Source organism: Veillonella sp. T14073-2 (genome assembly GCF_002959875.1).
In the GTDB taxonomy this organism is placed as follows: Bacteria; Bacillota; Negativicutes; order Veillonellales; family Veillonellaceae; genus Veillonella; species Veillonella infantium.
This window is the reverse complement of sequence record NZ_PPDC01000014.1, coordinates 144838-159409: the sequence shown is the minus strand read 5'-3', so window position 1 is coordinate 159409 and position 14572 is coordinate 144838. Positions and strand designations below refer to the sequence as shown.

Sequence of the window (14572 nt, the reverse complement as noted above, 5' to 3'; positions counted from 1 at the left end):
TATATTTTAAATTTGCGTGTTTATCGAATATCATGAGGCTACTTTTACTTTTTAAATATCCCATAAAACTCGATATGCTTAAATGTGGTGGTATTGTTACTACCATATGAATATGATCTGGGCAGCATTCCGCTTCTATTATCTCTACATTTTTTCTCTTACATAGATCTCTTAAAATTTTACCTACATCAGCTTTTATCCGACCATAAATTATTTGCCTTCTATACTTTGGAGCAAAAACAATATGATATTTACATCTCCATTTACTATGTGATAAGCTTTTTACGTCATTCATTGACATTGAACCTCCTATATTAAAATGTTGTGGTTGCCAGACCAACTTCATTTTATCACTAGGAGGTTCTTTCCTTTTCTCTAAGAATTTTTACCGACCCCCAGTTTAACTGGGGGTTTAGTCATGCCTATTCGGCGTACAATAAAAGCCCCTTGTAGTAGTGAGCATCAGCTTTCACTATTACAAGGGGCTACGATTAATTTGTCATATCATGAAAGGCATACAAATCAATCATCATCCTAATTATTTTTCGTCTCGTTTACGATATACAATGAACGGACGTGTTAAGTAGTTGAGTGGAACACTCAAGCAGTGTACCAAACGGCTGAATGGGAAGATAATAGCTACCACCATCCACGCTAACATATGGAATTTAAACATGAATGGTACGCCTTCCATCAAGGATGGATCAGGCATAAAGGATAGTAAGCTACGGAACCAAGGACCGATAGATACGCGGTAATCAAAGAAACCAGATGCATTAAGCAGTGTACCAGCCATACCGCTGAAAATGGCTAATGTTAAGAACAAATATAACCATTTATCAAGACCAGATGTATTAACTTTCATAGCAGGCACAGTAAAGCGACGTTTCATCAAAAGCAAGAAGCCTACGATAAAGATAAGACCCGCTACAGCCCCCATATATAACGCACCTTCATGGTACAAATGGTCATTAATACCAATAGCAGCAGTCCAAGTTTTAGGGATTAACACACCTACTACGTGACCACCGATAACGCAAAGCAAGCCAAAGTGGAACAATGGATTGGCAATGCGCAATTGTTTTTTCTCTAAAAATTCACTCGATTTTGTAGTCCAGTTTCTTTCAAAGTAGAAGAAACGAACCAAAGTACCTACGATTAAGAAGGTGAAAGCGATGTAAGGCAAAGCGCCCCAAAGGAATAGATTCATCGTGCACCGTCCTCCAATCCATTTGCAACAGACAAGATAATATCAAACAAGAATGCATAAGGCAATTTAGCCTCAATGAAGCGTTCTCTAATGTATTCCAATTTTGGCTTACAATAGTCGTAAATTTCTTTTGCTTTTTCATCATCGATAACGGCACATAATTCAAGAAGTGCTGGAACATAGTCTGGCATTTCTTTTGGCAAATCATAGTCGTTTTCTAGGAAGAAAGCTTTAAATTTAACGAGTTCTTCTGCTTGTTCCCCAGTACCTTGTAATTCATAAGTCGACAAATACATTGTTGTATTTTGACTAAAATCAAAGGTACGAACATATTGGTCTTCAAATTCTTTTTTATTGGATTCCTCTACATAGTCGAAGAATTCTAATAAACCTTGGCGGAGTTGAGGATGCCCAACGGATTGGGCGTCCTCTCTCCATTCAGGTAGTTCGTTATACCATTGTTCATCAGGATAGCGTAGAAGAAATGACGCAATAAGAGCGATTTTCTGAGCATCCTTCATTATTGACATCCCCCTGTAGGGCAAGCAAAACCGCGATTATGTTGCATTTCTAGGCGACCTTCGCGAGATACTTTTACATCAGATGGAATAACAAAGCGATCGTTGTATTTAGACAATGCCAACAATTTGTACATACCGTACATTTGATCCTCTGTTAAATCAACTTTGTGTTCAATAGGACCGTCACCTGTTTCACGACGGCGCATGTATTCACGCATGTCGAGAACACGTTGCAATGTACGAGCTAAAATTTCTGTATTACCTGCTGTAAACAAGTTAGCAAGGTATTGTACAGGTACGCGCATTTCATGTGCATCTGGCAAGTATACATCAGATGTTACACGTTGCAAGATTGGGCTGAGTGGTGGTACATACCAAACCATTGGCAATGTGCGATACTCAGGATGCAATGGCAAAGCCACGCCCCACTCTTTTACAAGTTTGTATACAGGAGATTTTTGAGCTGCTTTAATCCATGCTTCAGAGATGCCTTCAGCACGAGCCGCTTTGATAACCTCTGGATCATGAGGGTCCAAAATCAAATCTAATGTATTTTCGTAAATGTCTTGTTCATTTTTTGTAGCTGCCATTTCTTCAACTTTGTCCATGTCGTAGAATACAACGCCAACATAGCGCATACGACCTACACAAGTTTCAGCACAGATTTGAGGCAAGCCATTTTCTAAGCGTGGGTAACAGAATACGCATTTTTCAGCTTTATTAGTTTCCCAGTTATAGAAGATTTTTTTGTATGGACAAGATGGAACACAATGTCTCCAACCGCGGCATACATCTTGAGATACGAGAACTACACCATCTTCGTCGCGTTTATAAATCGCGCCGGATGGACATGCAGCTACACACGCAGGGTTCAAGCAATGGTTACAAAGACGAGGCAAATAACGCATGAATACTTCTTCGTAATCAAATACGATATCTTGGCCCATCTTAGTTAAGTTCACATCAGAGCGAGCATGTTGACCACCTGCTAAATCATCATCCCAGTTAGGACCCCAAGTAACTTCCATTTTTTGTTTCGTTACAAGAGAACGAGGACGAGCAACTGGTTGGTTATTTTTACGACCGCCATGAATCAATGTTTCATAGTCGTAAGTCCAAGGTTCGAAATAATCCTTCAACTCTGGTTGTTCAGGATGGAAGAATAATTTCATCAAACGATTTGTTTTAGAACCTGTAGAAAGAGCTAGTTTACCAGAGTTGTCTAGTGTCCAGCCGCCCTTCCATTTTTCTTGGTCTTCCCAATTACGTGGATAGCCTACACCTGGGCGAGTCTCCACGTTATTAAAGTACATATATTCCGCGCCTTCGCGGTTCGTCCATGTATTTTTACAAGTGATAGAGCATGTATGACAGCCTAAACACTTATCCAAATTTAGGACCATGGATACTTGAGCTTTAATCTTCAAGCCAATCCACCTCCTTCAACTTACGAGCCACAATTGTCATATCACGTTGGTTACCAGTTGGGCCATAGTAGTTAAAGCCATAGCTCAATTGACCATAACCGCCAATCATGTGTGTCGGTTTCATGTGAATATGAGTTGGTGCGTTGTGTGTACCACCGCGACGGTCTTTCTTAACTTGCGTACCAGGAACGTTGATGTGACGATCTTGGGAGTGATGCATATAGGAAATGCCACGAGGAATACGTGGAGATACAACTGCACGAGCTGCCACAACACCATTTTTATTGAAAGCTTCTACCCAGTCATTATCTTTAACGCCAATTTCTGCTGCATCATCTTCGTTGAGCCAAATAGTTTGACCACCACGGAACAATGTCAACATTTGTTGGCTATCGAAGTACATACTATGAGTAGACCACTTATTATGTGGTGTTAAGTATTTCAATGTAATTTCTGGAATACCTTCTTGTTTGTAGTCACCTTGTACCGGTTTGTAGGACAATACAGGTTTGTACAACGCCATAGCTTCACCGTAATCGCGCATCATTTCATGATCACAATAGAAGGATTGACGACCTGTTACGGTACGGAATGGTACTTTATCTTCTGTAGATGTTGTGAATGGGGAATAACGACGGTTTTTATCGTTTTTACCAGTACTTGTTACAGAGCTAATGATGAAGCGTGGTTGGCGAACCATGTCATCAAAGGTAATTTTTTCTTGTTCACGACCTTTTGCATTCTTTTCAAGATTAGAAAGACCTGTTTTTTCTTCCATTGCCTTCCAAGAACGAACAGCCAATTTACCATTTGTACAAGAAGACAATGTCAATACAGCATTACAAGCTTCTTTACATTCGTAAATGCTTGGACGGCCATGAGAAATGAATTCCGGATTATCAATTGTACCATTTTGTGCATACAATGTTTGATATTCATCAGATACATCCCAAGCTAAGCCATGAGCCCCCATTTTATTTTCGATGTTAGGTCCCAAAGCAATGAATTTTTCAAAGATTTGGCTATAGTCACGTTTTACATGAACGAGGTTAGGCATTGTTTTACCAGGAATTGGTTCACATTCGCCTTTGCTCCAGTCAAGAACCTTACCTTCTGGTTGAGCCACTTCACCTGGGCTGTCATGACCAAGAGGCAATGCTACGATGTCTTCGTATTCTGTGAAGCCAGACTCTTTTGCTACGCGAGATACTGTTTCTGCAAGGGTACGGAATGTATCCCAGTCAGATTTAGTTTCCCATGCGCAATCAACAGCAGCTTGGAATACGTGTACATATGGATGCATATCTGTAGAAGACAAGTCTTCTTTTTCATACCATGTAGCTGCAGGGAATACGATATCAGAGTACAAGCCTGTAGAAGCCATACGGAAGTCGATGTCGATTAAGAGGTCAAGTTTACCTGCCCCATCAGCTTCACGCCATTTGATTTCTTCTGGACGTGTAGGTGCATCGTCATCTTCTAATACCGCATTTTTAGTACCTAATAAATGTTTCAAGAAGTATTCATGACCTTTAGAAGAGGAACCGATGAGGTTCGCACGCCATACGAATAAGTTACGTGGATGGTTTTCTTTAGCCGCTGGATCTTCTACGCAGAATTGTAAATCTTTATTTTTCAACGCTTGCGCCACATATTGGTTAATTTCTGCTTCTGTACCAGCACCAGCTGCACGAGCATCATTAATCAATTCTTGGCTGCCTTTATTGAAAGTAGGATACGATGGTAACCAACCTAAACGAGCCGCTAATACGTTGTAATCGCCAGGGTGACGATAACGAGGCTTAGCTAATTTAGATACGCGGTCTGCCAAGTCGATGCAATCAGAACGATATTGTTCTGTAGCAAAGTAGAACCAAGATGTACCGTTTTGCAAACGAGGAGCTTTACTCCAGTCGTTAGCTGTCATGATACCGCCCCAACCTTCAACAGGACGAAGTTTTTCTTGACCTACGTAGTGAGCCCAGCCACCACCATTAACACCTTCTGTACCACAGAACATGATAAGGTTCAAAATTGTACGGTAAATCACGTCAGCATGGTACCAGTGGTTGATACCACCGCCCATGATAATCATGGAACGACCTTTAGTTTTTTCTGCATTATCAGCAAACTCACGAGCTGTAGCAATAGCGATATCTGCTTTTACGCCAGTAATTTTTTCTTGCCATGTAGGTGTGTAAGGAGTGTCATCTGTATAAGATGTTGCCACTTCACCACCGATACCACGGTCGATACCATAGTTAGCAAGAATAAGGTCATATACAGTAGTTACTTTTACAGGACCATCTACAGTTTGTACTGTAATTGTAGGAATAGCACGTTCAATAACGCCTTCATGTTCTTCATCGCCAAAGTATGGCAACTTAACAACAGTCACATCTTCACGTTGATCAAACACGGATAAGCGAGGATCGATTTTAGCCCCTGTATCGCGGTTTTCAAGGCGTAAGTTCCATTTTTGTGGATTTGTGTGACGTTCGCCCATTGTACCATTAGGGATAACGATTTCATTAGTTGTATCATCGATTAATACCATTTGGAAGTTAGCGCCTTCCTCTTGGCGACCCAAATCCTTAGCATTCAAGAAGCGGCCTGGTTGTACAGTGCCGTTGATTTCTTCAACGCGTACAAGGAATGGCATATCTGTGAACTCTTTAGCATACTCTTTGAAGTATGGAGTTTCTTTATCGATGTAGTATTCTTTTAAGATTACGTGGCCCATTGCCATAGCAAGAGCCGCATCAGTACCGGCTTTTACATTGAGCCAAGCATCAGAAGAAGTTGTAGATTCCGCATAGTCAGGGGATACGGATACTACCTTAGTACCTTTGTAACGAACCTCTGTTAAGAAGTGAGCATCTGGCGTACGAGTCAATGGTACGTTAGAACCCCAAGTCATGATGTAACCAGCATTGTACCAGTCACCAGATTCAGGTGTATCAGTTTGTTCACCCCAAACTTGAGGGCTAGAAGGTGGTAAATCGGCATACCAGTCATAGAAGGACAATGGTGAACCACCCATTAAGTTAAGGAAACGAGCACCTGCTGCATAGGACAACATGGACATCGCTGGAATTACAGAGAAGCCTGCGTTGCGGTCAGGGCCGTATGTTTTTGCAGTATATAATAAGGATGCAGCAGTAATTTCTGTCGCTTCATCCCATGTGGAGCGCACAAAGCCACCCATACCACGGGCAGATTTGTATTTTTTCGCTTTTTCAGGATCTTCTACGATAGATTTCCAAGCTTCGATCGGGTTCTTAGCATGCTTTTTAGCTTCTCTCCAAAGCTCAGCCAATTCGCCGCGCACATATGGATATTTTACGCGCAATGGGCTATAGAGATACCAAGAGAATGTTGCACCACGAGGGCACCCACGTGGTTCGTAATCCGGCATATCATCTGGTGTTTCAGGGTAATCAGTAGCCTGATTTTCCCACGCTACAACACCATTCTTAACGTAGATATTCCAGCTACAAGAACCAGTACAGTTTACGCCATGCGTTGTGCGGACAACTTTATCGTAAGACCAACGGTCACGATAAAAATTTTCCCACTCGCGACCGCCATCTTCAGTTATTTGATGGCCGCTTGGAGATACGTTCTTCTTGCGAAGAAACTTAAACTTTTGAGACAACAAGCTCATCTCGTGTCCTCCTTCAAAACTACAAAAAAATCCCTTGTGCTAGCTGAGCTAACACAAAGGAGAAAATACTGTTATTCGATATTACTAATATTAGGGTCTATATTATCAACCTCTAAATCAAGCAATCCGATTAAAGCATCAAAATCACAGATTACTAGATGGTGTTTGTCATAGGCTACATAGCCCAACTTACGCAACTCACTTAGCATGCGATTTAAACTTTCTCTTGATGTGGCAGCAAATTCAGCCAACTCTTGATTTGTTAGGGCGATATCGATAAAGATACCATCCTCGCGCTCTACACCATAACTATTGGCTAAGCGCAACAAGGTAGAATAAAATGCTCCCTTCTTGCCATATAGTAGCAAGTCTCGGTATTTTGCCTGTTGACGACGCATATGTAATGTGTAGATTTGCATCATCGCAATAGCCAATGAATGATCTTTTGCAATAGCTGGCTCTAACACATCATAGCGAATGGAATAAACAGAGCAATCCTCCCGAGCGATGGCGTTGAACACATAAGTTCTTGTGTTCTCCTCATACAACGGAACCTCACCAATTACATTATTCGGACCTACTAGACGCAACGCAAAAATGTGCCCACTAGATTCGAATTTCTTAATGCTCATTCTACCTTTTAACACTACGTAAAAGTGTTCTGCCTTGTCCCCCTCGTGGAAGAGAAAATCACCTTTTTTAAGATGGAGTTCCTCGCCCGGCAAAGCAAGTAATTGGTTAATTAAATTTTTATCCATACCTTCACCACTCCATTGTACTTTTAAAATAAAATCCATTAGTTATACTAATCTATTTATAGTAAAAGCACATGTATTATATACTTTTTTGTATATATAAGATTATTATAACTTATTAATTTCAGAATATGTGTGTTTTATGTCACATTCACAAAAAAAATTACAATATATAATATATTTGTGATATAAGACATTGCAAATTTTGTTGATACAATAATTATAACTCAGTTCTCTAAGTAATTCGAATATTTTCTATAGAAATTCTATAAATTGCAATATTCATATACATTGACTGATAATTGTATCTTCCATGTCTTCATTGCATGTATAGTTTTTCAGTAAGGAGAAGTTCAAAATGAGCGAACTAAAAATGCCTCAAGTAGGGGCAAGCCGTAGCGAAATTGTGGCTAATTGGCAACCAGATAATCCAGAATTTTGGGAAAAGTTTGGTAAAAAAATTGCTAAACAAAACTTGGTTATATCCACAATTGCATTAACCCTTTCATTCTGTGTATGGTATTTATGGGCAACCATTGCAGCACAACTAAATGGCGCTGGCTTTAACTTTACAACAGATCAATTATTTACATTAGCCGCATTACCAGGTCTTGTAGGTGCTACATTACGTTTCGTATATACCTACATGCCGGCCTTAATCGGTGGTAAGAACTGGACATTTATTTCCACACTTATTTTATTAGTTCCTGTTGTATGGCTTGGCTTTGCCGTTCAAGATACAACAACTTCTTATACGACATTCATGATCTTAACAGCCCTTATCGGTTTAGCGGGCGCCAACTTCTCGTCCTCCATGGCGTACATTGGCAACTTCTTCCCTAAATCTGAAAAAGGTACAGCCCTTGGTATCAACGGCGGCGTTGGTAACCTTGGTATCTCTGTAATCTACTTCTTAGCTCCATTCGCTATGGGTTCCGCTGCACTAGGTAGCGTATTTGGTGTAACACCAGCTATCATCAAAGGTAATGCAGTATACCTTGCCAATGCGGCTTTCATGTGGGTCGTACCACTCGTTGTTATCCTTGCACTTATGACACGTTTCATGGATAACTTACCACTAGAAAAACCAAATCCTAAAAACCTTGTACAAATCTTTGGTAACAAACACACTTGGGCACTTACATTGTTATATACATGTTCCTTCGGTGCTTTCTCCGGTTATGCGGCTGCACTTGGCTTATTAGTAGGTAAAGAATTCCCTGAAGTACCATTTGCATCTATCGCCTTCGTTGGTCCTCTTGTAGCAGGTGCCCTTCGTCCTGTAGGCGGTTGGTTATCCGACAAAATTAACAGCGGTACAAAAGTTACCTTTGTAAGCCTTCTCGGTCTATGTGCAACAACAGCACTAATTGCAGTTGGCGTAGATATGCACAACTTCCCATTCTTCTTTGCTATGTCCGTGTTGACATTCGTATGCTGTGGTTTCGCAACAGGTGCAACATTCCGTATGATTCCACACGTATTTGGCAATCCGTTGTTATCCTCTTTAATTACTGGCTTCGTTGCTGCTGTAGCTGCATACGGCGCCTTCATTACACCTAAAATCTTCGGCTTTGTATATTCCACATTCGGTAATATTCATCCAGCCTTTGCTGTATTGTTAGCCTTCAACATCGTAACTGTAGCAGTATGCTACTGGTTCTATGTGCGTAAAAGCGCAAATATGAACGTATAGGGTGTAACAGAAACTATAATTTACAACCCAATAAGGTAATAAAAGACTCCCTCAACAATCCTCCATGCGAATTAGTTCTGCGGCCATAGGCCTTGAACCCGCAAGTCGGATTTTATGAGGGAGTTCTTTTATTAAAAATTAGATGTATATTAGCATTTTAGGGAAATGTAAATTATAGTTTCTGTTATCTAAGCACGAAGGGAAGACCTCGTAAGTCGGATCGATGCGGGGTTTTCTTTTATAAAAATATAGTTGTAAACAAGATACTCAGACATAGTGAATTATATTTTACGAAGTACAGGTATAACGGATTCAGCAAATTTTCTGTTCAAAATTATAACCTTCATATTAAGGGGAGAAAAAATAGACTGCTCAGCAGTCCATTCATTCTAATTTGACGATATATATCTTTATCTCTATAATATAAATAGATAGTCAGACGAGTAGGAACGTCAGGCGCATCTCAAAAACTAATTATCTAGGAAATGGCCTTTCTGTTTAGCTAATTACGCATGGTAACGGAGGGCTATTTTTTTGCAATTATTTATCTATATATATGAATTAAACAATAGAAAGGGACTGCTCAGCAGTCCCTTTTATTATCCAAAGATTTCTTCTAATAGTGCATCATCAATGATGGTACCAACGTAGAAGTCGCTGAAGATGCCGTATTTTGCACTGGCTACTTCAAAGCGCATATCGTATACGATTTTTTTGAATTGGATGTCGTCATTACTGAAAATTGTAATGCCCCATTCCCAGTCGTCTAGGCCACAACCACCTGTTGTAAATTCGGATAAAACGTCTAAGTATGTTTTACCAAGTTCACCGTGAGATTTCATCAACATGCCCCGTTCTTGTGGTGGTAGCATGAACCAGTTGTCATCACCTTCACGTTTTTTGCTCATGTTATAGAAGCAGATGTATTTATCGCGAGGTACATGAGGGTATAGTTTTTGGTTAACTTCTTCTGTATCAAGTTTAGCCTTAACATAGGCACTTACTTCTGTTACAGATGTATAAGAGTAAGTTTGTACCAATACACTAGCAATGGCAAGGCGACGGAACTTGCGTTCTACTTGTGCCAAGTATTCAAGGGATGGACCAAGGATCCATAGGATTAAATCCCCTTTTGCGCCATTACAATCATAGAATGCATAGCTACCTTCTTTAGCTTGATGTGTAGCTTCAAGATCTGCTAAGAATGCTTTTAATTCGTTGCGCGCTGCTGCTTTTTCATCAGCTGTAAAACAGTTCCATGCGCTAAAGTCCATGGCGAATACCATGTGTTGGCTATGCCAACCTTCTACTGTAGGGATTGCTTTTCCCATTATGATCACTCCTATCTATGGTGATTATATTAAAATGATATATTTCTATTACTATAAGAATCGAAAAGACTCCATATACTATTATAGCATATGGAGTCTTTTCTTATAATTATTTATTAATATTAACTTTCATTACTATCCACAATAGACTGTACTAATTCTTTCGCTTGCTTCACACCATCAGGAATACCGATGCCATCAAATGGTGTACCAATGAGATGTAAATTTGGATAGTGTTTTGCCACATGTTTACGCACTGCTGTGATCCCTGCGCGATGGCCCACATTATATTGTGGCATGCAGTGAATGAGGCGATTGATGCGCACCCATTCAGGCTTAGCAGAGAAACACATAATGTTTTGAATTTCTTCCACTGCTAATTCTGAAAGTTCTTCATCACTATATTGTTCTACCACATCATTGCCTGGTTTACCGATAAAGACGCGCAATACAATTTTATCATCAGGCGTTGTTTGAGGCCATTTTTGATTGAGGATTGTGCATGCAGTAAGCGGTGTATCTGTATTACGAGTAATTAAAAGACCGGATCCTTTTAATTCACCATCAAATGTACTTTTGTCAAAGGCCATAATGGCAATAGCACAACTAGATTGCTCCATGGAGCGCAGGAAATCAAAGCCTTCATCATCTTTAAACCACTGATTATACGTCGCCGGCGGTGTAGATATAATCACATGATCCGCCATAGCAGGAGCTTTATCAAGAAGTACCTCTGTAGCTGAATCTGTAGCTAAATCTATAGTAGAATTGCTAGTTTCAACCCTGTTATCAGCGTTATTAGAATCAGTTTTAATGGAATTGGATTTGAAATTAGAATTAAAATTAGCATTAGCACTAGCATTAGCTTCACAGCCACAAGCATCGTTTCCAGACTTCACAACATCGATAGCATACATACCTTCAACATAGCGAATATTAGAAACTAATGTCCCTGTATGCAAGTGCACATTACTAGGCATAGCATCAACAATAGCGGTAATCACGCTTTCAAGACCACCTGTTAACTGGCGGAACATACCAGATTGAGCCGCAGTCCCCTTACGACTTGCCATATCTGCTTGAACCTTACTAGTTTGTTGGTGTGGACTAGTATTTGTGGCATGTCCAGAACTATTTGAGCTATTATTCATAGATGCTGTTTGACTAGACTTTGCTTCATGGTTTTCAAATTGGCGGTCTGTCATAGTCCCTTTACCAGCACGGGGTACGTCGCCTTCAGCTACGGCGCCTTTAGCCGCTTTAGTAACCCCCGCTTTAGAGTGGCCCATCTTAGCAGCCATCATGCCTTTTACCATATTCCCATATTTTTGTTCTACTTGAATAAAATGAGGGAATGTAGATAACAAGCTAATTTTATAAATGTCGCCGCCATAGATACCCGCCAATAAAGGCTCGATGAGTTTATCCATCATTTCTTGACCTAAATGGTATTGAAAGAAATGACCAATGGATACGTCACCATTTTTATCGAGCTGATACGGCTTTTTAAAGTAATCTAAGCCTGCTCGCAATTTGCCAGGCCAAGAAATAAGCGTTGCTTTCACAAAAGGCATCATTTCCGTAGGGATGCCCATGATAGAGCCCCCTGGAATCGGATGAATAGAACCTTTGTCATACACAAAGGCTTGCCCTGTTTCATTCGATACAAGGGTGTCCCCTAATCCGAGATCATAGACGAGATCCGTCATTTCCGTTTTACGGCCTAAGTAGGAATCAGGTCCGAGCTCTACTACGAAGTCATCGACGCGTTGTGTTTGTATTTTCCCACCAAATCGTGGTGCTTGTTCATAAAGAGTGATGGTCCAGTCCGGCTTTGCATGGCCTAAATAATAAGCCGCTGTCAATCCGGTTAAGCCACCGCCCACTATTGTTACATTCACGAATGAATCCTTTCTATTATTGCACTCGCCATCGCTTGCAAGAATGTTTCATCACAATTCGGCATTTCTGCACGCATATATACAGCGCCGCCAGCATCAACGAGTTCTTTACACTCTACATCATTATCGTACAATACCTCTACATGATTACTTACAAAGCCAAATGGTACAAAGGCTATATGTATCGCACCACTACGCAAAGATTGATTGATTGCTTCCGCTACGGTTGGCCCTAACCATTGTCCGTGAGGGGCTGCGCTCTGCCAAGCTACAGACCACTGTTCTAAATCGCAACGTTGAGCGATTTCTTTTGCACTTTCCTCTAAGGCCAAAGCATAAGAGTCTGCATTATGACTATTAATAAGAGGTATGCTATGAGCACTAAAAATAACAAATACATCTTTAGTGTCATTGATGCAGTCTGAAACTGCTTTTACCCAATACTCAATAAAGGAAGGTTGATCCCACCAAGCACGAATAACATCAAAGGTTACATCTTGAAAGTCACCAATTGCAGCCTGCACTTGTTTCTCATAAGCGCCAGTACCAAGAGACGTAAAGAATGGGGCCGTTACGATAGCGATAATATGCTCTACACCTTGTTTGACTAATGCATCTACCGCATCAGCAATGGACGGCTTCATATGAAGATATCCAATGGCCGATGGTATGGATGGCAACAAAGTAAGCAGTCTATTATATTGACGTTCTGCCATCGTTTGTAATTCTACGTTGGACCACTGACCAATAACATCATAACGATGGGTAAGATTTGCAACTTCAGCATCGGTCGGCACGCGACCATGACGAATACTCGTCATATATGGTACTAAATCATCCTTACTTGAAGGGCTACCATAGGATAAGAATAATAATCCTTTTTTCTCGATGTTCACCAGCTTACCCCTCTTGTGCCCATAATTCACGACTGCGTTCATGTACATAATCTGTGAGCCAATGGAGCTTTTTAGGATCCGCCTCTGGGAATACGCCATGACCTAAGTTAAAGATATGACGGCCATAACGAACACCATCAAGTAAGATACGATCCACTTCGTGAGCTAATGTTTTTTCATCGGCGAATAAGTAGGCTGGATCGAGATTACCTTGTACCGTTTGTGTTACGCCTCGTTCATTAGCCATAACGATGGAGCTACGCCAATCAAGAGCGATTACATCCAATGGCAAATGAGACCAAATAGATACGAGATGATCTGTACCAACACCATTCATAGCCATAGGCAAGTGAGGGTATCGCTCCTTTACAGTCTTAATAATGCGTTCCATATGAGGATAAATACCTTGTTTATATTGGTCCGCATTCACTGCACCAACCCAAGAGTCAAAGATTTGTAATGCATTCGCACCTGCTTCGGCTTGCATAGACAAATATTCAATGGACATATCTGCTAACTTTGTCATCAATGCATTCCACACATCTGGTGCACCTATAAGCAAGCCACGGGTCTTATTATAATTCTTTGTTGGTCCCCCTTCGATGAGGTAAGACGCAATCGTAAATGGTGCACCACAGAACCCAATGAGCGGAACGTCGAGCATACCGGATGTTAATAGAGTAATCGTTTTTCCAATATAATCTACCTTTGTAGGGTCAAAGGTATCTAATGTATCTACATCAGCCATGGAGCGAATTGGTGTATTAAACACAGGGCCCACACCAGCCTTGAGTTCTACGTTTACATTCATCCCCACCATAGGACTCATAATGTCCTTATAAAGGATGGCTGCATCTACGCCGTATTCTTTTACAGGTAGCTCTGTAACACGAGCACATAATTCAGGCTCTTTTGTAATTTCAAAGAGTGTATATTTTTCTTTAATTTTGCGATATTCCGCTTGGCTACGACCAGCTTGGCGCATATACCACACAGGTGTTACACCAGGGTTCTTACCTTGGATCATATCTAAATATGCTGTATTCAAGTACTCAACCCCTTTCTTTCTAATCAATACTAACACACTATGATAACTAAAACAGTTACTTTAGTTACATCATTTGTAACGTCGCCATTACTATTCCCTGTGAAAGCTATATACCTTCAC

Annotated in this window: 11 protein-coding genes; 1 reads left to right on the top strand and 10 read right to left on the bottom strand. The window is 40.6% G+C overall.

Going from position 1 to position 14572, the window contains the following annotated elements; genetic code table 11:
* The 6 genes from tnpA to VCHSUH04_RS09915 all read right to left on the bottom strand — a co-directional run.
* Positions 1–295 (bottom strand): IS200/IS605 family transposase (gene tnpA, locus VCHSUH04_RS09940; RefSeq protein ID WP_146104569.1); only part of this gene is annotated, 295 nt, incomplete at its 3' end.
* Between the two features lie 243 nt (positions 296–538).
* On the bottom strand, positions 539–1210 hold the full coding sequence (gene narI, locus VCHSUH04_RS09935) for a respiratory nitrate reductase subunit gamma (RefSeq protein ID WP_105086440.1): 672 nt from the start codon (positions 1208–1210) through the stop codon (positions 539–541).
* Entirely contained in the window at positions 1207–1731 is a 525-nt protein-coding gene (gene narJ / locus VCHSUH04_RS09930; RefSeq protein WP_105086439.1) for a nitrate reductase molybdenum cofactor assembly chaperone, read from the bottom strand. Before narJ ends, narI begins: the two co-directional genes overlap by 4 nt.
* Positions 1731–3158, bottom strand: a complete 1428-nt coding sequence (gene narH, locus VCHSUH04_RS09925; RefSeq protein ID WP_105086438.1) for a nitrate reductase subunit beta — start codon at positions 3156–3158, stop codon at positions 1731–1733. Before narH ends, narJ begins: the two co-directional genes overlap by 1 nt.
* On the bottom strand, positions 3148–6825 hold the full coding sequence (locus VCHSUH04_RS09920; RefSeq protein WP_105086437.1) for a nitrate reductase subunit alpha: 3678 nt from the start codon (positions 6823–6825) through the stop codon (positions 3148–3150). Before VCHSUH04_RS09920 ends, narH begins: the two co-directional genes overlap by 11 nt.
* 71 nt (positions 6826–6896) lie before the next feature.
* Positions 6897–7583 carry a Crp/Fnr family transcriptional regulator gene (locus VCHSUH04_RS09915; protein WP_105086443.1) on the bottom strand — a complete coding sequence of 229 codons (687 nt, stop codon included), beginning with the start codon at positions 7581–7583 and terminating at the stop codon, positions 6897–6899.
* A 355-nt stretch (positions 7584–7938) separates the two neighbouring features.
* Here VCHSUH04_RS09915 and VCHSUH04_RS09910 point away from each other — a divergent pair, with 355 nt between their 5' ends.
* Positions 7939–9276, top strand: coding sequence for an MFS transporter (locus tag VCHSUH04_RS09910; protein WP_105086436.1), 1338 nt, complete (start codon positions 7939–7941; stop codon positions 9274–9276).
* Positions 9277–9875: 599 nt separating this feature from the next.
* Here the strand turns inward: VCHSUH04_RS09910 and hemQ are convergent.
* The 4 genes from hemQ to hemE form a co-directional block, all read right to left on the bottom strand.
* On the bottom strand, positions 9876–10607 hold the full coding sequence (gene hemQ / locus VCHSUH04_RS09905; RefSeq protein ID WP_105086435.1) for a hydrogen peroxide-dependent heme synthase: 732 nt from the start codon (positions 10605–10607) through the stop codon (positions 9876–9878).
* 122 nt (positions 10608–10729) lie between these two features.
* A complete protein-coding gene (gene hemG / locus VCHSUH04_RS09900; RefSeq protein WP_105086434.1) occupies positions 10730–12508 on the bottom strand; it encodes a protoporphyrinogen oxidase in 1779 nt (592 codons plus the stop codon).
* Positions 12505–13404 (bottom strand): ferrochelatase, encoded by a 900-nt coding sequence (hemH, locus tag VCHSUH04_RS09895; RefSeq protein WP_105086433.1) that lies wholly within the window; start codon positions 13402–13404, stop codon positions 12505–12507. Before hemH ends, hemG begins: the two co-directional genes overlap by 4 nt.
* Positions 13405–13408: 4 nt before the next feature.
* Entirely contained in the window at positions 13409–14452 is a 1044-nt protein-coding gene (gene hemE / locus VCHSUH04_RS09890; RefSeq protein WP_105086432.1) for a uroporphyrinogen decarboxylase, read from the bottom strand.
* Positions 14453–14572 lie beyond the last annotated feature (120 nt).